At 61.7% G+C, this 19148-nt stretch carries 18 protein-coding genes; 8 read left to right on the forward strand and 10 right to left on the reverse strand.

Features of this window, described 5'->3' with window-relative positions; translation table 11 throughout:
- Positions 1-16: 16 nt before the first annotated feature.
- Positions 17-505 carry a DMT family transporter gene (locus HX783_RS05045; protein WP_177016169.1) on the forward strand — a complete coding sequence of 163 codons (489 nt, stop codon included), beginning with the start codon at positions 17-19 and terminating at the stop codon, positions 503-505.
- Here the strand turns inward: HX783_RS05045 and HX783_RS05050 are convergent, their stop codons facing one another.
- From HX783_RS05050 to yiaY, 6 genes are all read right to left on the reverse strand, one after another.
- Entirely contained in the window at positions 506-1837 is a 1332-nt protein-coding gene (locus HX783_RS05050; protein ID WP_177016170.1) for an MFS transporter, read from the reverse strand.
- Positions 1838-1896: 59 nt separating this feature from the next.
- Complete coding sequence (locus HX783_RS05055) at positions 1897-2838, reverse strand: hydroxymethylglutaryl-CoA lyase (RefSeq protein ID WP_177016171.1); 942 nt, start codon at positions 2836-2838, stop codon at positions 1897-1899.
- Positions 2835-4028, reverse strand: coding sequence for a CaiB/BaiF CoA-transferase family protein (locus HX783_RS05060; protein WP_177016172.1), 1194 nt, complete (start codon positions 4026-4028; stop codon positions 2835-2837). The genes HX783_RS05055 and HX783_RS05060 overlap by 4 nt, the downstream gene beginning before the upstream one ends.
- Positions 4029-4228: 200 nt before the next feature.
- On the reverse strand, positions 4229-5140 hold the full coding sequence (locus HX783_RS05065) for a LysR substrate-binding domain-containing protein (RefSeq protein WP_177016173.1): 912 nt from the start codon (positions 5138-5140) through the stop codon (positions 4229-4231).
- A complete protein-coding gene (locus HX783_RS05070; RefSeq protein WP_177016174.1) occupies positions 5140-5814 on the reverse strand; it encodes an NAD(P)H-binding protein in 675 nt (224 codons plus the stop codon). The genes HX783_RS05065 and HX783_RS05070 overlap by 1 nt, the downstream gene beginning before the upstream one ends.
- 92 nt (positions 5815-5906) lie before the next feature.
- On the reverse strand, positions 5907-7055 hold the full coding sequence (yiaY, locus tag HX783_RS05075) for an L-threonine dehydrogenase (protein ID WP_177016175.1): 1149 nt from the start codon (positions 7053-7055) through the stop codon (positions 5907-5909).
- A 123-nt stretch (positions 7056-7178) separates the two neighbouring features.
- On the opposite strand from yiaY, the gene HX783_RS05080 reads away from it, so the two are divergent.
- On the forward strand, positions 7179-8195 hold the full coding sequence (locus HX783_RS05080; protein ID WP_177016176.1) for a DUF4917 family protein: 1017 nt from the start codon (positions 7179-7181) through the stop codon (positions 8193-8195).
- Between the two features lie 141 nt (positions 8196-8336).
- Here the strand turns inward: HX783_RS05080 and HX783_RS05085 are convergent, their stop codons facing one another.
- Positions 8337-8864, reverse strand: a complete 528-nt coding sequence (locus tag HX783_RS05085) for a helix-turn-helix domain-containing protein (protein WP_177016177.1) — start codon at positions 8862-8864, stop codon at positions 8337-8339.
- Positions 8865-9023: 159 nt separating this feature from the next.
- Between HX783_RS05085 and HX783_RS05090 the strand changes: the two genes are divergently transcribed.
- From HX783_RS05090 to HX783_RS05115, 6 genes are all read left to right on the forward strand, one after another.
- On the forward strand, positions 9024-9806 hold the full coding sequence (locus tag HX783_RS05090) for an aldolase (protein ID WP_177016178.1): 783 nt from the start codon (positions 9024-9026) through the stop codon (positions 9804-9806).
- Positions 9807-9834: 28 nt separating this feature from the next.
- Complete coding sequence (locus tag HX783_RS05095) at positions 9835-10707, forward strand: dihydrodipicolinate synthase family protein (protein WP_159954775.1); 873 nt, start codon at positions 9835-9837, stop codon at positions 10705-10707.
- A 181-nt stretch (positions 10708-10888) separates the two neighbouring features.
- Positions 10889-11428, forward strand: coding sequence for an RNA polymerase sigma factor (locus tag HX783_RS05100; protein ID WP_177016179.1), 540 nt, complete (start codon positions 10889-10891; stop codon positions 11426-11428).
- Positions 11425-12393: a FecR domain-containing protein gene (locus HX783_RS05105; protein WP_177016180.1), complete on the forward strand. Its 969-nt coding sequence runs from the start codon at positions 11425-11427 to the stop codon at positions 12391-12393. Before HX783_RS05100 ends, HX783_RS05105 begins: the two co-directional genes overlap by 4 nt.
- Before the next feature lie 128 nt (positions 12394-12521).
- Positions 12522-15080, forward strand: a complete 2559-nt coding sequence (locus tag HX783_RS05110; protein WP_177016181.1) for a TonB-dependent receptor — start codon at positions 12522-12524, stop codon at positions 15078-15080.
- A gap of 224 nt (positions 15081-15304) precedes the next feature.
- Positions 15305-16204 (forward strand): DMT family transporter, encoded by a 900-nt coding sequence (locus HX783_RS05115; RefSeq protein ID WP_177016182.1) that lies wholly within the window; start codon positions 15305-15307, stop codon positions 16202-16204.
- Positions 16205-16310: 106 nt separating this feature from the next.
- Here HX783_RS05115 and HX783_RS05120 read toward each other — a convergent pair whose 3' ends face one another.
- From HX783_RS05120 to HX783_RS30130, 3 genes are all read right to left on the reverse strand, one after another.
- Positions 16311-17528: an SAM-dependent methyltransferase gene (locus HX783_RS05120; protein WP_177016183.1), complete on the reverse strand. Its 1218-nt coding sequence runs from the start codon at positions 17526-17528 to the stop codon at positions 16311-16313.
- Between the two features lie 220 nt (positions 17529-17748).
- Positions 17749-18366, reverse strand: coding sequence for a TPM domain-containing protein (locus HX783_RS05125; protein ID WP_177016184.1), 618 nt, complete (start codon positions 18364-18366; stop codon positions 17749-17751).
- A 31-nt stretch (positions 18367-18397) separates the two neighbouring features.
- Entirely contained in the window at positions 18398-19132 is a 735-nt protein-coding gene (locus HX783_RS30130; protein WP_177016185.1) for a YgcG family protein, read from the reverse strand.
- Between the last annotated feature and the right edge of the window lie 16 nt (positions 19133-19148).

Below are 19148 nucleotides of genomic sequence, written 5' to 3' on the forward strand. Positions count from 1 at the left end.
CTCTGGGAGATTTGCTATGACGACGCTGCACTGGGTGGGTTTATTGGCGCTGGCAGTTTTCGCCGGCGCTGTGGTGCCGTTTCAAAGCGCGATCAACGCCAACCTCGGGCGCGGGCTCGGCCATCCGCTGTGGGCCACCCTGGCCTCACTGCTGGTGAGCATTATCGTGCTGCTGCCGGTGATTCTGGCACTGCGTCTACCGCTGCCGAGCCTGGCGTTTATCACTAAAGCGCCGCTGTGGATGTGGGCCGGTGGTGCTTTTGGCGTGTGCTTTATTTCCCTGGCGTTGATGCTGTTGCCCAAGCTCGGCGCGTCGGGGTTTATTGCCTTGGCCATGGCCGGGCAGATTCTCGCTTCGCTGCTGCTCGATCACTTCGGGCTGTTCGGCCTGGTGGAGCGCCAACTGACAACGCCCCGCGTGCTGGGGGCGTTGTTGTTGATGGGCGGCGTGGTGTTGATTCAGTTCAGCAGCACGCCTGCCCGAGCATTGGCGACGGCGGGCTGATCAGCCCTTGTCCAGCGTGCGCAATTTTTGCGGCAAGCCCCACAGCAGCAGCGCCGCCGCCAACAGCGCGCACACGCCGATCACGTACAGCGCCGGCGTGGTGCTGCCAGTGAGGTCTTTGATGCGCCCCACCATCACCGGGCTGACAATGCCGCCGAACTGCCCCAATGTGTTGATCACCGCGATGCCACCGGCGGCACCGGCACCGGCGCCTGCCAGCAGTTTGGGCGGCAAGGTCCAGAAGGTCGGGATCGAGGCGATGATGCCCGCGCCCAACATGCCCAGGGCGATGATCAGGAAGGTGGTGTGGTCGGCAAAAATCCCGGCGCAGAAAAAGCCCACCGCCCCCAACACCACCAGGCCGCAGACAAACTTGCGCCGTTCGCCGGTGGCGTCCGACAGCCGCCCGATCACCACCATGCTGATCGCGCCGCACACATAGGGAATCGCAGTGAGCAAGCCGATCATCACCGGGCTTTGGGTGCCGGCGCTGCGGATCAATTGTGGTGCCCAGAAGTTGAGGCCGTAAGAAGCGACCTGGATCAGGAAATAGATAAACCCGAGCATCAAGAAACCAGGAATGCGGATCGCCGACAGCAGCGAACCACCGTGTGAGTTCGGCTCATGCTTGGCGATTCGGCTCGACAGCAAGGTCTTTTCCGCCGGTGTCAGCCAGTGCGCGTCTTCAATTCGGTCCTTGAGCAACGTCAGCACCACAAAACCCAGGCCGATACAGGGCAAGCCGCCGAGCAAAAACAACCAATGCCAGCCGCGCATTTGCAGCACGCCGTCGAGATGCTCCAACACCAGGCCGGAGAACGGCGCGCCGACCAACCCCGCGAAAGCGGACGCCAGGAACAGCAGCGAGGTGATGCGCCCACGGAAGTGCTGCGGGAACCACAACGTCAGGTAATACAGCACGCCCGGCGCAAACCCCGCCTCCATCGCGCCAATGATGAAACGCAGGCCGTAGAACTGCCACTCGGCGGTGACAAACACCATCGCCGCCGTGGCCAGGCCCCACGACATCATGATCCGCGCGATCCAGCGGCGCGCGCCGACCTTGTACAGCATCATGTTGCTCGGCACTTCGAAAATCACATAACCCACCACGAACAAACCGGCGCCCAGGCCGTAAGCGGTGTCGCTCAGGCTCAAATCGGTTTGCAGCTGGAACTTGGCGAAGCTGATGTTGATGCGGTCAAAAAACGCAAACAGGTAGCACACCATGATCAGCGGCATCAGGCGCCAGGCGACCTTGCTGACCAGGGCTTTTTCGGCATCGATCTCAGCGGCCGGGCGCAGGCCCGCCTCCAACGTATTAGTGCTCATGCTTTCTCTCCAGCGGGCTGCTCAACGGCGCCCGATTGTTTTTGTTGTCTGGTGCGGCGTTACAGCGTGGCGATGTAGCCGGGTGGCGGATGCAGGTCGCTATTGCGCCCGGCCTTGGCGACCTGGCCGGGCAGCTCATGGCCAAGCAGCGCCGGTAGTCGGCGAGACATGTGCAACAGGTGCGGCAGATCGATGCCGGTGTGAATCCCGACCTCGTCGCACAGGTTGACCAGATCTTCAGTGCAGATATTGCCCGAGGCTCCCGGCGCAAACGGGCAACCGCCGAGGCCGCCTAAGGCCGCATCAAAACGCCGGGCGCCGGCCTCGTAGGCCGCCAGCACATTGCACAAGCCCAGGCCGCGGGTGTTGTGAAAATGCAGGGTCAGATCGCTGGCAGGCACATGCTGCAATACCCGCGTGACCAAACGCTCAACCTGGCGCGGGTTGGCCATGCCGGTGGTGTCGGCCAGGGTGATGCCCTGAATGCCCAACTGGCGGTAGGCATCAACGATTTGCAGCACTCGGTCTTCATCAATCTTGCCTTCGAACGGGCAGCCAAACGTGGTGGCGATGCTGCCGTTAAGGCGCACCGGGTAGTCGCTGGCGAAGCTGACGATGTCTTCAAACGCCGCCAATGACGCCTCGCAACGCATGCGCAGATTCGCCAGGTTGTGGGTCTGGCTGGCGGACATCACCAGGTTCAGCTCATCGGCGCGGGACTCGATGGCGCGCTGGGCGCCCTTGAGGTTGGGGATCAACGCCACATAGATCACACCGGGCTTGCGCGTGATGCCCTGGAACACCTGTTCGCCATCGCGCAACGCCGGAATCGCCTTGGGCGAGACGAACGAACCCGCCTCGATTCGCGAAAAACCTGCCAGGGACAGTTCGTTGATCAGCGTGATCTTGTCGGCAGTTTCAACCCAGGTGGGTTCGATTTGCAGGCCATCGCGCGGGGACACTTCCTGCACGATCAGCGGGTCGCAATAGTCAGTGATCATTGCACCACCCCCGAGGTTTTCAGGCGTTGGATATCAGCCTCGGTCAACCCAAGGCCAGTGAGGATGTCGTCGGTGTGTTGGCCCAGGGTCGGGCCTTGCCAGTTCACCGCGCCAGGGGTTTCGGAGAGCTTGGGCACGATGCCGGGCATTTTCACCGACACGCCACCGGGCAGCTCGGCATTGAGCAGCATGTCACGCGCCTGGTAGTGCGGGTCGCGGACGATATCGGCCACCGAGTAGATGCGCCCGGCCGGCACTTCGGCGGCTTCCAGGGCGGCGAGCACCTGCTCGATGGGCAGGCTGCTGGTCCAGTGGGTGATCGCCGCATCCAGCAAGCCACTTTTCGCCGCGCGGCCATCGTTGTGGGCAAACTCCGGCGCTTCGGCCAGGTCGGCGCGGCCGATGGTAATCATCAGACGCTTGTAGATCGGGTCGCTATTACCGGCAATGACCACGTAGGCGCCGTCGGCGGTCAGGTAAGTGTTGGACGGCGCGATGCCGGGCAAGGCGCCACCACTGCGCTCACGCACATGGCCGAGCATGTCGTATTCGGGCACCAGGCTTTCCATCAGGTTGAACACGCTTTCGGCCAGTGACACATCGACTATCTGCCCGTCGCCCTGCCCGGTCTTGACCCGTAGCAGCGACATCAGTGCGCCGATCACGCCGTGCAGTGACGCCAGGGAATCGCCCAGGCTTACGCCGACCCGCGCCGGTGGCGAATCCGGGTTGCCGGTGGTGTAGCGAATGCCGCCCATGGCCTCGCCGATGGCACCGAAGCCTGGGCGATCACGGTAAGGGCCGGTCTGGCCGTAGCCGGAGATGCGCACCAGGGTCAGCTTGGGGTTGAGCGCGTGCAGCACATCCCAGCCCAGGCCGAGTTTTTCCAGGCCGCCAGGGCGCAGGTTTTCGATCAGCACGTCGGCGTCGCCCAGCAGTTGCTTGATCAAGCCCAGGCCTTCCGGTGACTTGAGGTCCAGGGCCAGCGACTTTTTGTTGCGCGATTGCAGGTACCACCACAGCGAGGTGCCTTCGTGCAGCTTTCGCCATTTGCGAAGTGGATCGCCCTGGCCCATGGCTTCGATCTTGATCACCTCGGCGCCAAACTCGGCCATCATCCGGGCGGCGAACGGCGCGGCAATCAGGGTACCGATCTCAATCACCTTGATACCGCTCAATGGAGCCGTCATGGGGTGTGCCTCTTATTCTTGGAATGTGTGGCCAAGACTAGAGGACTGAAAGAGCAGAAATCCAACCGTCAGTTGGCAAGGAGCGTTCGCGAAACGCGAACACCAACTCGATCGCTATCGCGGGCAAGCCCGCTCCCACAGGTGAACACGATAACCTGTGGGAGCCGGGCTTGCCCGCGATGAGGCCCTCCACGTCTGAATTAAGTTAACGGCCTGCGCAGGTATTCAAACAACAAAAGACTCACCGGCGACAGTTGCGCCTCATCGCGCACCACCAGAATCAAACGGCGATCCGACCACGCATCTGTCAGCGGCACCGCGTGCAACCCCAGCGCGCGGCCGAACAGTTCATAGGCTTTTTGCGGCAGGATACCGATGCCCATATTCGCCTGGACCATGCGGCACATCGCATCAAACCCCGGCACATGGATGCGCAGGCGCAGCATCTTGCCCGCCTCGCGCGCGGCGGCGTGGGTGCGCATGTTGATCGAGCTGGCGGCATGCAGGCCGACGTAGTCGCTGTCGAGGGTTTCGGCGAAGGCCAGGGTGTGGCGGGTGGCCAACGGGTGATCCGCCGGCATCAGCACCACCAGCTTGTCGTGGCGGTAGGTCACGCTGGGCAGGCCTTTGGTGTCGGTGTCGCTGGAGCAGATGCCCAGGTCGGCCACGCCATCCAGCACGCCCTGCACCACGCCGTTGCTGGGGCGCTCTTCCAGATCGGTTTTGACTTCGGGGTGCAGCGCGGAAAAATCCCGCAGGTCTTCCGGAAGGAATTGAATGATCGCCGACAGGTTAGCCAACATGCGCACATAACCGCGCACGCCATGGCTGTGCTCGCCCAACTCCAGGCCCATTTTCTCGACGTTGAACAGCATCTGCCGCGCATGGTGCAACAGGGTTTCACCCGCAGCGGTGAGGTCCATGCCCTTGGCCCGGCGCACGAACAGGCTCACGCCCAGCACCTGTTCCAGCTCCATCAGGCGCTTGCTCGCCGCCGACACCGCAATCGCTTCGCGGGCGGCGGCGCGGGTCAGCGTGCCTTCCTCGAACACTGCCACGAACAGCTGCAGCGTGATCAGGTCGAGGCGACGCACCAGGCTCTTGTGCAACATCAGTTGCGCTCGGCGGCCAGTCGATTGATCTCGGCCTGCTCCACCACCGCCTGCGGCGCGCCATGGCGCACGGCTGCCAGCATCGCCTGGCCAACGGTTTCGGTGCTCACCACCCAGCCGGGTTTGAGCCGACGCACAAACGTGAGCAGCGGCCCGAGTATGGAATAGAAGGATTGGTACAACGGCGTTTTCGAGCGCACGCCATGCAACGGCTGAATCACCCCGGGCCGGAACAGGTACACCGCCTTGAACGGCAGGCGCAGCAAAGCGTTTTCGGTCTTGCCCTTGACCCGCGCCCACATCGACTTGCCCGCCTCGGAGCTGTCGGTGCCGGCGCCGGATACGTAGATAAAGGTCATCTGTGGGTTGAGCCGCGCCAACGTGCTGGCCGCGACCAAGGTCAGGTCATAGGTGAGGTGGGTGTACTTGGTTTCATTCATGCCCGCCGACGAAACACCGAGGCAGAAGAAGCACGCATCGAAACCTTGCAGCAGGTTTTCCAGCGGCTGGAAATCCAGCATGTCGCTGTGCAGCACCTGGTGCAGCTTGCCGTGTTCCTGGGTCAAGGCCGTACGGCCGACAGCCACGACTTCCTGCACGTCAGCGGCCAACAGGCACTCGCGCAGCACGCCCTGACCGACCATGCCGGTGGCGCCGAATAACAGAACTCTCATGGGGGGACCTCAGCGGCAAGCCGCAAGCTTCATGCTTTAGTTAAATACCGTTCAGCTTGTAGCTTACCGCTTGCAGCGTGCGACTGCGCCCTTTAGAAAGCGTTGCGAAAGATCTCCTCGATCTGGCGCTGATCCGCCCGCCGTGGGTTGGTCAGGCCGCACGCATCCTTCAACGCATTGGTGGCCAGCAGCGGAATGTCCTGCAACTTGGCGCCCAATTCGCGCAAGCCGGCCGGGATTTCAACGTCGTGGGCCAAGGTGCGAATCGCGGCAATGGCGGCCTGGGCACCCTCTTCCGGGGTAATGCCCTTGATATCGGCGCCCAATGCGCGCGCCACGTCACTCAAGCGCTTGGCGCACACACTGGCGTTGAAACTTTGCACATGGGGCAGCAACACCGCATTGCACACGCCGTGTGGCAGGTCGTAAAGGCCGCCGAGTTGGTGGGCCATGGCGTGCACAAAGCCCAGGGACGCGTTGTTGAAGGCCATGCCGGCGAGGAATTGCGCATACGCCATGTTTTCCCGCGCGGCCTTGTCGGTGCCGTCGCGTACCGCCAGGCGCAGGTTGGCGCTGATCAGCTCGATGGCCTTGATGGCGCAGGCGTCGGTAATCGGGTTGGCGGCGGTGGACACGTAGGCTTCGATGGCGTGAGTCAGCGCGTCCATGCCGGTGGCGGCGGTGAGGCCCTTGGGCATGCCGACCATCAGCGCCGGGTCGTTGACTGACAGCAGCGGCGTGACGTTGCGGTCGACGATGGCCATTTTCACGTGGCGGGTTTCGTCAGTGATGATGCAGAAGCGCGTCATCTCGCTGGCCGTGCCGGCGGTGGTGTTGATGGCCACCAGTGGCAGCTGCGGTTTGCTCGACTGATCGACGCCTTCGTAGTCGCCGATATGCCCGCCATTGGTGGCGCACAACGCGATGCCCTTGGCGCAGTCATGGGGCGAGCCGCCGCCCAAAGACACCACGAAATCGCAGGCGCTGCGCTGCAACAGCGCCAGGCCGTTCTCGACGTTTTCGACATTGGGGTTGGGCTTGGCGCCGTCGTAGATCACCGAGTCGATGTCCTGCATCGCCAGTTTCTCGGCGATCATGCTGGCCACGCCCGCCTTGGCCAGGCCCACGTCGGTGACGATCAGCGCCTTGCGAAAGCCGTAGTTGCGGATGGCGATCATGGCTTCGTCGAGGCAGTCGGTGCCCATGATGTTGACGGCGGGAATGAAAAAGGTGCTGCTCATGGTCAATCCTCAGAGGCGTTATGCCTACAGGATCAACCTGACTTGCCTGCGGCATCTTGATCAGGATCAACGCCGGCTCGTGATAAAGTCACCACCCAGCCGAAATCGAGTAGACCCGCCGCAATGAAGGATTTCCAGGATATTGACGCCCACCTTGAAGACTGGAGCGCGCTGCGCAGCGCCATCGACTTCAGTGGGATTCTGATCGGCAACGGCGCAAGCCGCACGATTTGGGAAGACTTTGCCTACGATTCACTGTTCGAAAACGCGCGCACCGTCGAAGAAAAACCCCTCAGCCCGTCCGAGCTGAGTGTGTTCGACGCCCTGCAGACCCGCAGCTTCGAGCAGGCGTTGGGCGCCTTGAAAACCACCAGCCGGGTCAACAAGGCCCTGGCGGTCAGCTCGGCGGCACCGCGCAACCGCTACTACGCGATCAAGGAAGCGTTGATCAACACCATCCACGCCGTGCACATTCCGTGGCGGCTGGTGCAACCCTCGACGCTGGCGACGATCAACGCCGAGCTGGCCCGCTACCCCACCGTTTTCACCAGCAATTACGACCTGCTCAACTATTGGGCGATCCTGCACACGCCAGGCATCGACGACCTGTTTGGCAGCGCCGACGCCAGCTTCGACCTGCGCAACACGCGCACCGACGCCACGCGCATCCTTTACCTGCACGGCGGCCTGCACTTGGTGCGTAACCTCGACGGCACCGCGCGTAAATTGCCGTCCACCGACAGCACCTTGCTCAGCAGTTTTGCGATCAATAACACGATCAAGACGCTGGACGACGTGCCGCTGTTTGTCAGCGAAGGCAAGGTGGAAGAGAAGCTCAAGACCATTCGCAGCTCGGACTATTTGTCGTTCTGTTATGAGCAGTTGCTCAGCCATGAAGGGTCGCTGTGCATCTTCGGCCATGACCTTGGGCCGCAGGATAAGCACCTGGTGGATGCGTTGCGCCAGGCCAAACTGACGACGCTGGCGATCTCGGTGTCGGGGCGCAGCGATGGGTTTATTCGCCAGCAGAAGCGCCGGTATTCGGAGCTGTTCGAGGGCAGCGGTGTGACGTTGAAGTTCTTTGCGGCGCGTACGCATCCGTTGGGTAATTCGGCGTTATCCGTTCCCGTCGAACGCTGATCCCCCGAACAAAGAAGATCAAAATGTGGGAGCTGGCTTGCTCGCGAATGGGGTGTGTCAGTCAACTTATGTGGAGCTGACACACCGCATTCGCGAGCAAGCCCGCTCCCACACTGACTGTATTCCAACTTGGAAACACGGTCATTCTTCGGCGCTGTGCACCACCACCAACAACTGCGCCTGCACCTCGCCCACCGAGCGAATTCGGTGGGGTTTTTGCGCATTGAAGTGCAGCGCATCACCCCGATTCAGGATTACCCGTTCGCTCATGAAATCCACCTCCACCTGGCCTTCATGCACGAACAGAAACTCCTCCCCCACGTGCTCCTTGAACGTCTTGTCGGTGAACTCCGCCGGCGGGTAGATGATGAACGGCAGCAGGCTGCGCTCACTGACCTGATGGGCCAGCACCGCATAACCCGGCGCGGTGTCGGGCCGCTCGTGGCTGCGCACCAGGCTGTAGCTGTCGAGGCTGACGTTGTCTTCGCTGAACAGTTCTTCAACCTTCACGTTCAACGCCTTGGCCAGTTTCAACGCGGCGGCAATTGACGGCGTGTTGAGCCCGCGTTCGACCTTGGACAGATAACTCTTGGTCATCCCGGATTTTTCAGCCAGGGACTCCAGGGTCACGCCAAGTTTTTTTCTCAGTAATTTCAAACGGATAGACATGTGCTGCGATTAATCCATGCAGAAAAGCCAGCGCTTCACTTGCCAATGACACAAGGTGTCATATAGCATCTTTAGTGTCATTTGCGTTCACCCAACGACCTTGCGAGCAGCGGGAGAGCAGCAAACCCGACGTCCATGCACCACCCAAAGGACACCGATATGGCCAAGACATTAGCACTCCCCAAAGACCAACTGGTCAAGCAAGCACTGATGCAGATGCAAAACACCCTGGCGGATAATACGTGGACCGACCGGCAAAAGCTGGCGCTCACGTGTCGCATCCTGTTCGAACACGGCCACGACTCCGGACTGGCCGGGCAAATCACCGCACGTGGGCCTACGCCCGGCACCTATTACACTCAGCAACTGGGCCTGGGTTTTGATGAGATCACCGCCAGCAACCTGCTGCTGGTCAACGAGGATCTTGAAGTGCTGGAAGGCCACGGCATTCCCAACCCGGCCAACCGGTTTCACACCTGGGTGTACCGTGGGCGGCCGGATGTGAACTGCATCATCCATACGCATCCCACGCATATCGCCGCGCTGTCGATGCTCGAAGTGCCGCTGCAGGTGTCGCACATGGACCTCTGCCCGCTGTATGAAGACTGTGCATTTCTGGAGGCCTGGCCGGGGGTTCCGGTGGGCAACGAAGAAGGTGAAATCATCACCACGGCGCTGGGCGACAAACGCGCGATCCTGCTCTCGCACCACGGTCAGCTGTCAACCGGGGCGAGCATCGAAGAAGCCTGCGTGATCGCGCAGTTGATCGAGCGCGCGGCCAAGTTGCAGTTGCTGGCGATGGCGGCCGGGACGATCAAGCCGATCCTGCCGGAACTGGGGCGCGAGGCGCATGACTGGATCTCCAAGCCCAAGCGCCACGGCGCCGCGTTCAACTACTACGCCCGGCAGAACCTGCGCCAACACGCCGATTGCCTGAACTGATTGCCCTATTCCGAGCGGAGACTCCTTTATGTCCAACCCAACTATTCACGGCATCATCGGCTACACCATCACCCCGTTCAGCGCCGACGGCCAGCGCATTGACCTCGACGCCCTCGGCCGCTCCATCGACCGTTTGATCGACAGCGGCGTGCACGCCATCGCGCCCTTGGGCAGCACGGGCGAAGGTGCGTATTTGAGCGATGCCGAGTGGGACGAAGTCAGCGCCTACAGCCTGGCAAAAATCGCCAGGCGCGTGCCGACGATTGTCAGCGTGTCCGACCTGACCACCGCCAAGGCCGTGCGCCGTGCGCGTTACGCCGAGGCCAATGGCGCCGATGTGGTGATGGTGCTGCCCGCGTCCTATTGGAAACTCAGCGAGGCGGAAATCCTCGCCCATTATGCGGCGATTGGCGACAGCGTCGGCGTGCCGATCATGCTCTATAACAACCCGGCCACCAGCGGCACCGACATGTCGGTGGACTTGATTCTGCGCATCGTCAAGCAGGTGGCGAACGTGACCATGGTCAAGGAGAGCACCGGGGATATTCAACGCATGCACCAGTTGCATCGCCACAGCGACGTGCCGTTCTACAACGGCTGCAACCCGCTGGCCCTGGAAGCCTTCGCGGCCGGCGCCAAAGGTTGGTGCACGGCGGCGCCGAACCTGATCCCGCAGCTCAACCTGGCGTTGTATGACGCGGTGCTGGCCAATGACCTGACGCTGGCGCGGGAACTGTTCTATCGCCAATTGCCGCTGCTGGAATTCATCCTCAAGGGTGGTTTGCCGGCGACGATCAAGGCTGGGTTGCGTTTGACCGGGTTGGAAGCGGGTGATCCACGCTTGCCGGTGTTCCCGCTAGGTGAAGCCGGGATCGAGCAACTAAGGACATTGCTGCGCTAGAGGCGTGGCCTCCTGTGGGAGCTGGCTTGCCTGCGATAGCGGTGGTGCAGTCACCATCGCCATCGCAGGCAAGCCAGCTCCCACATTTGATTGGGTGCACGCTTTACATAGAGACAAATGACAATAATTCTCGATATCATTCGCGACTTTTCTACGCCGCGCTTCGTCAAGAAGGATATCCATGTCTCGTCCCAAGCCCGACCCGTTGTCGGCCGATGCCTTTCGCGGGTTTTATGCAGATATTCTGTATTTCCTGCGCAAACGCACGGACAACGCCAGCGACGCGGCGGACATGACCCAGGATGTCTTTGCCCAATGGCTGGATTACCGCGACCGGGCCAAGGTCGAGCAGCCACGGGCTTTTCTATTCCAGATGGCGCGCAACCTGTTGCGCGATCACTGGCGTAAACAGAAGGTACGGCAGACCGTCCACCTTGACCCGGCCGAAAGGGACGCCGAGCCGGTCACCGACGAGCAAAACGAGCCCATGGCCGCCGCGCAGCGCTTGCAACGCCTGGAACAGTTGAAAGAAGTCCTCGCCGAACTCTCGCCCCGCAGGCGAGAAGCCCTTATGCTGCACCGCTTCGAAGGCCTGAGCCAGGCGCAGATCGCCGAGCGCATGGGCATTTCGACCAGCATGGTGGAAAAGCACATCGCTTTTGCCCTGCTGCATTGCAAGCGACGCCTTCAACAAGAACCCGGCACGGAGCAGCCAGAATGAACCGCCTGAGCGACATCGACGCCCTGGACATCGAAGCGAGCGACTCCATTGATGCCCAAGCCGCCAGCTGGTTTGCCCGCAACCGTAGCGAAGCGGGGCGAGCCGACCGCAAGGCCTTTGCCGCCTGGCAGGCCGAGCCTGCACATGCCCGCGCCTATGCCGAGTTCGAACAACTGTGGGCCGACCTCGGCCAACTGCAGCAATTGAACAAACCGCTGCCGCTGCCCAAGCGCAAACCTTCAGCCTGGCGCCCTGCCCTGGCCGTGGCTGCCGCGCTGGTCTGTGCGCTGTTGGCCACGCACATCGGTGCGCCTCGCGAGCTCTACCACAGCCAGATCGCCGCGCATGCCAAAGGCATGCGTACGTTAAACCTGCCCGATGGCAGCACGTTGTACGTGAATGCCAATACGCGCGTGCGGGTGGAATTCAGCGCCCATCAACGCATCCTTCATCTGGACAAGGGCCAGCTGTACATCGAAGTGGCCGCCGACAAGGAGCGCCCGCTGTATGTGCAAGCCGGCGAGGCCAACGTGCGCGTGGTCGGCACCGGTTTCGATGTGCGCCGCAGCCAGCAGCAACTGGTGGTCAGCGTGGCCCATGGCCAGGTGGCCTTCGAGCCGGACGCCAAAAGCCCGGTGACCTTGCTCGGCGCCCAGCAGCGCGCCACCTACAGCTACGCCAAGGGCACCGTGCAACACCAAACCCTCACGGCTGAAGAAGTGGCGGATTGGCGCAGCGGGCATCTGTCCTTTCGCAACCGCGACCTGGCCAGCCTGATCGATGAACTGAGCCTCTACCGGCCCCAGGCACCGCTGCAAGTCAGCAAGTCCGTGGCGCAATTGAAGGTCTCGGGCAACCTCGATGTGAATGATCCGGACGCCCTGCTCAACGCCCTGCCTGCCCTGCTACCGGTGAAAACCGTGGCCTCAGCCGATGGCGTTGTCAGAATCGAACCGAGCAAATAATTGCGCCAGGCACTCACTTGAGAATATTTTGCATTCGCATGTGTGGATTTTTTGGCCTGCCCCGTCTTCCTCCCGACTGTGTTTGATACGCACACCTTTTCGGCCACTTGGCCACCCCGGGGGATTTCATGTTTCGCGCGCCTTGCCACGCTTCGCACCTGTTTCTTCGACCGACCCTGATCGCCACCTGCCTGGCGTTCAGCCTCAGCGCCCAGGCCGAGTCGTTCACGTTGCAACTGCCCGCCCAGTCGCTGGCCACGTCCCTGAGCCAAGTGGCGCAGCAGGCAAAAATCCAGCTGCTGTTCGATGAAACCCTGCTCAAGAACGTGCAGGCGCCGGCACTCAATGGCGACTTCACCCCGGAAGTGGCGATTCGCACCTTGCTGAAAAATGGCGAGTTCACCCTGATCAAAGTCGGCAGCACCTACGTGGTACGCCCCGACGAGGGCAAGACCAGCCACAGCGGCGCCATCCAACTCGACGCGCTCAGCGTGATCGGCACCGGTAACGAAGTCGATTCCAGCACCGTCAACCGCTCGACCATGACCCAGGCCGACATCGACCGTTACCAGTCCAATAACATCCCCAGCCTGCTGCAGACCTTGCCCGGCGTGAGCCAGGGCGGCTCGCTGAAACCCGGCGGCCAGACCATCAACATCCGTGGTTTCGGCGATGCCGAAGACGTGCCGATGACCGTCGACGGCGCCACCAAGACCGGCTTCGAGCGCTACCAGCAAGGCACGGTCTTTATCGAGCCCGAGCTGATCAAAAGCATCGAGGTGGAGAAAGGCCCCAACTCGCCGTTCACCGGCAACGGCGGGTTTGGCGGCACGGTCAACATGACCACCAAAGATGCCCCGGACCTGCTGCAGGATGGCCGCAACAGCGGCGCGATGCTCAAATATGGTTACTCCAGCAACGACCACGAACAGGTCTACAGCAGCGCCGTGTATGGCCGTACCGACGACGGCCGCTTCGACGCGCTGGCCTACCTGACCCAACGCGACGGCGGCGATATGAAGGTCGCCGCCAAGCTGCCTAACGAGAACAACGAGTACCCCATCAACCCTCAGCGCCTGCCCAACAGCGCCCAGGACGTGGACGGCAAACTGTTCAAGGTCAATGCGCACTTCACCGAAGAGCACAGTGTCGGCTTGTCCTACTCGCGCTCCCACAGCAATCGCTGGACACCCTTTTCCGCCGCCAGCTACCCGACGCCGCCGACCCAGGCCAATATCAACCGCTACGGCTACGAAAACGCGTTGAAACGTTTTTTAGCGCACCGCGACACCACCGACACCACGTGGTCGGGCAAGTATGAATACACGCCGCTGGACAACCCGTGGGTGGACCTGACCGTCAAGTATTCGCAGTCCAACACTGACCAGACCGACGCCCGTGACGCCACCGCGTTTTTCCAGCTGGCCACCGGCGGGCGCCAGATGGACACCGGCTACACCGACAAGAACCTCGACATCCGCAACGTCAGCCTGTTTGACACAGGTTCTCTGCAGCATGCCGTGACTGTCGGCGGGCAAATTCGCAAGCACATCCGCGAAACCGAAATGTGGATGCCCGGTTCCACCTACAACACCGCGCGCTACAACTACGGGCATTTCCAGCCGGGTTTCATGCCCCACGGCAAGGTCGATACCAACAGTTTCTTTGTCCAGGATGCGGTCACGGTGGGCGATGTGACGATTACGCCGTCGCTGCGCTACGACCATGTGCGCAATCGCGGCGAAGGCAACGACGCGCCGTACTACAACAATCCCGACCCGGCCGTTGGCCACGATTACAGCGACCGCACCTACACCGGCTGGTCGCCGCGCCTGGCGTTGTTCTGGAACGTCACGCCAAACCTGGGGCTGTTTGCCAACTGGAGCAAGACCTGGCGCGCGCCGGTCATCGACGAACAATACGAGGTGCAAGGCCTGGGCAGCCGCACCGCTACCAGCGTCGACCTGGACCCGGAGCGCATCACCTCGATCACCGTGGGCAGCGTCTTCAGCTTCGATCACCTGATCGCCCAGGACGACAACCTGCAAGTACGCACCACCTTGTTCCACAACAAGGTCGAAGACGAAATCTTCAAGGCCACCGGCGTCGGCTGCCAGAACCAGGCCGTCAATGGCGGCACGATTTCCAACGCGTGCCCGCCGGGAGCGATGTCCAACTACCGCAACATCGGTGGCCTGACCATCAAGGGCTTTGAGCTGGAATCGTTCTACAACTCCACCTACCTGTTCGGTTCGGTGTCGTTCGCCTACGCCAAGGGCGAACACGAAGGCGCCTACACCAACCCATGGGGCCCGGACGTGCCGGCCCGCGATATTCCACCGACCAAATGGGTGCTGGTACTGGGCACCAATATCCCCGCCTGGGATGCCCAGGTGGGCTGGATGGGCCAGTTCATCGGCGCGACCGATCGCTTGCCCAGTGACAAATATTCCGGCGGCCCGGGCAGCAGTGTGGGCGACCTGTTCTACGACCAATACGGCAACAAGGCCTACAACACCCAAGGCTTGTTCGCCAAATGGAAACCGCAACAGGCTTACTTGAAAGGCACCGAGGTGAATTTCACCGTGGACAACCTGTTCAACAACAACTTCCGCCCGGCCTTGAGCGGCGACCGCGCCTACACCAAGGGCCGCGATGCGAAGATCAGCATCACGCGGTTTTTTTAAGGCTGGCACGGTCAATGTGGGAGCTGGCTTGCCTGCGATACAGGCACCTCGGTATTGCGCATAGACCGCGGTGACGCTATCGCAGGCAAGCCAGCTCACACAGGTTATCCCCAGAGCCTGCCGAAACTGTACGGATAAATCCGCACCCATCTGTAGGCCCCCGATCACCGGGGGTTGTGGCTAGATGGGCGTTCCTTGAAGCCCTCCAGATTTCGGTCCCCATCATGAGCTCGCGCGAAAACACCGGCATGGCCCTCGGCCTGCTGGGCGTCATCATCTTCAGCCTCACGCTGCCCTTCACCCGCATCGTCGTGCAGGAAATCCACCCGTTGCTCAACGGCCTGGGCCGCGCCTTGTTCGCGGCGGTTCCGGCGGCGGCGCTGTTGCTGTGGCGCCGTGAGCGCTGGCCGACCTGGCGCCAGGTGCGCGGCTTGTGCCTGGTGATCGCCGGCGTGATCCTCGGCTTCCCGGTGCTGTCGGCCTGGGCCATGCAAACCTTGCCGGCCTCCCATGGCGCGCTGGTCAACGGCCTGCAGCCATTGTGCGTGGCGCTGTACGCGGCGTGGCTGTCCCACGAGCGGCCGTCGAAAGCCTTCTGGGCCTGCGCGGCGCTGGGCAGTGCATTGGTGCTGAGTTATGCGCTGATCACCGGTGCGGGCAGTATCCAGGCGGGGGACTTGTTGATGCTCGGCGCAATTGCCGTGGGTGGCCTGGGCTATGCCGAAGGCGGCCGGTTGGCCAAGGAGATGGGCGGCTGGCAGGTGATCTGCTGGGCGCTGGTGCTGTCCACACCCGTGTTGATCGGCCCGGTGTGGTACTTGGCGGCGCAGCATCAAGGCGCGATTTCCATGCGCACCTGGTGGGCGTTCGGGTATGTGTCGCTGTTTTCGCAATTCCTGGGTTTCTTCGCCTGGTACGCCGGGCTGGCGATGGGCGGGATTGCGCGGGTCAGCCAGATTCAGCTGTTGCAGATCTTCTTCACCATCGCCTTTTCGGCGTTGTTCTTTGGTGAACATATCGAGCCGATTACGTGGCTGTTTGCCTGTGGGGTCATCGTGACGGTAATGCTGGGGCGCAAGACGGCGGTGCAGCCTGCGCCGACCTCAAAGATAAATGCGGTCTAAATGTGGGAGCGGGCTTGCTCGCGAAAGCGGAGTGTCATCCAACCTATTAGGCGACTGATGCACCGCATTCGCGAGCAAGCCCAGCTCCCACATTTTGGTTCTGTGTTCAGCCTAAATAGCCATCCGCGCGCAACAGCGTTTCCAGGCAGTGCTCGCTGATGTGGTAGAACGCCTTCAATTCCTGGATTTTCTCCAGCAACTGCGCATTGTCCACCGGCTCGTTGCGCTTCACCGCCAGGATCATCTTGTTCTTGTTGGTGTGCTCCAACGAGATGAACTCGAACACCTTGGTCTCGTAACCGCAGGCTTCGAGGTACAACGCGCGCAGGCTGTCGGTGACCATTTCCGCCTGCTGGCCCAGGTGCAGGCCGTATTGCAGCATCGGCTTGAGCAGCACCGGGCTCTGGATCTGCAGGCGAATCTGTTTGTGGCAGCACGGCGAGCACATGATGATCGACGCGCCGGAGCGGATGCCGGTGTGGATCGCGTAGTCGGTGGCAATATCACAGGCATGCAGCGCGATCATCACGTCCAGCTCGCTCGGCGCCACGCTGCGCACGTCACCGCACTTGAATACCAGCCCCGGATGTTCCAGGCGCGCGGCGGCGGTGTTGCACAGGGTCACCATGTCTTCGCGCAATTCCACGCCGGTCACTTCGCCCTCGGCCTTGAGGGTGTTGCGCAGGTAATCGTGAATGGCGAACGTCAGGTAGCCCTTGCCCGAACCAAAGTCAGCGACGCGCACCGGCTGGTCGAGCTTCAGCGGCGACGAGGTCAGCGCATGGCTGAACACTTCGATGAACTTGTTGATCTGCTTCCACTTGCGCGACATCGATGGGATCAACGCCTGCTTGGCATCGGTCACGCCAAGGTCGGCGAGGAACGGCCGGCTCAGGTCGAGGAAGCGATTCTTCTCACGGTTGTGCTCGGCGGACGGCGCCTCACGCAATTGCTGCGGCTTGCTTTTGAACAGCGAGCTTTTGTTCTTCTTGCTGTATTCCAGCTGGGCTTCGTCGGTCAGCGACAGCAAATGCGCATTCTTGAACGACGCCGGCAGCAGCTCGGCAATCGCCGCCACGCCATCGGCCAGGGGCAAGTTCTTGGTGATGTCGCGGGTCTTGTAGCGGTAGACGAAGGACAGGCACGCCTGCTCCTTGACCGTCACCGGTTTGATGATCAGCCGTTGCAGCTCGGCTTCCTCACCGACGTACTTGGCCAGCACCAGCTTGATAAACGCGTTCTGCGCCAGGCTTGCGCTCAGCAGCTCGATGAACTGGGCGTGATGATCCGGCGCAGGGCGGGCAGGTTGAGCGGTGACGGACATGAACAAAAACGCCTCGGGCTGGGAATGCCGGGCATTTTAGGGGGGATAAGGGTTTAGGGCACGGGGTTATTTGATCAACGGTAATTGGATTGGCCAACACAGAACCCAATGTGGGAGCGGGCTTGCTCGCGAGTGCGCAATGTCAGTCAATATATTCGGCGACTGATACACCGCATTCGCGAGCAAGCCCGCTCCCACATTTAGAATGTTTGTTGCCTGGTTATTCCAGCACGATCAAACGATTCGGCAGCTCATTACGCGTCTGCGTCACCGGCACATGCACCTTCAGCAACTCCCCACACGCCTCAATACAGGCAATAAAACCGGCCAACGTGTGCCCCTGTTTCACCTGCTGGGTAAACGCCGTGACGATGCCATCCCAACTGCTGTCATCCAGGCGTTTGGAAATGCCCTCGTCCACAAGGATCTCCACATAACGCTCGGCCTCGCTGACAAAAATCAGCACGCCGGTGCCGCCGACTGTGTGGTGCAGGTTCTGCTCCAGGAACTGCCGACGCGCCAGGTTGGACGCGCGCCAGTGCCGTACCGAACGCGGGATCAAGCGGGTGGTGACCTTGGGCAGGCGAAATACCAGGCACAACACAATGAATGTCGCCCACTGCGCCAACAACAAGGTGTACATGGTCAGGTAACCCGACAAGTAATGCACCACGCCGGGCACCACCAGGGCGATCAGGCTGGCCCACAACAGCGGGATATAGGCGTAATCGTCGGCACGGGCCGCCAATACCGTCACCAGTTCGGCATCGGTGTTTTTTTCGACGCGGGCGATCGCCTCGGCGACTTGCCGTTGCTCGTGCTCACTCAGTAATGCCATGGTTGTCGATGCCCCTTTCTAGTTATTGTCATTACCAGCCACCTGAGGCACCACCGCCGCCGAAACCACCACCGCCGCCTCTGAAGCCACCACCACCACCGCCGCCCCCACCGCCGCCACCGCGCCCACTGCTGCTGAGAATAGCCAGCAAAATAGCGCCAACCGGCAGGCCCAGGCGATTGCACAGCCACAACACGCCGATCAGCAGAATGAACAAGCCGATGGAGAACCCCGGATTATCCTTGGCAAAATTCGCATCCGCCACATGGGCAGGCACCGCGAGCGGCTCGCCGCCCACCACCTGCACCATTGCCGAGACGCCGTCGCTGATGCCCTGGCTGTAATTGCCGGCCTTGAACTTGGGCGCGATCACCTGGTTGATGATCACCCATGACTGCGCATCGGTCAGCACACCTTCGAGGCCATAGCCGACTTCGATGCGCAATTTGTGCTCATCGCGCGCGACGATCAACAGCGCGCCGTTGTCCTTGCCCTTCTGGCCGATGCCCCACTGGCGGCCCAACTGATAACCGTAGTCCTCAATGGGCACACCTTGCAGGTCGGGCACGGTGACCACCACGATCTGGTCACCGGAGGTTTGCTCCAGCGCCTGCAATTGCTGGGTAATCTGCGCACGTACCGCCGGGTCGATCATCTGGGCGGTGTCCACCACCCGTCCGGTCAATGGCGGGAACGTCAGCGCCGCCTGGGCCGCACCGACGCAGGCCAGCAACCACAGCGCCAAGCCTATCCGTAATAAACGCATCGACACCTCAGAGAAG

Origin of the sequence: Pseudomonas sp. D2002, from assembly GCF_013385735.1 — a bacterium.
In the GTDB taxonomy this organism is placed as follows: Bacteria; Pseudomonadota; Gammaproteobacteria; order Pseudomonadales; family Pseudomonadaceae; genus Aquipseudomonas.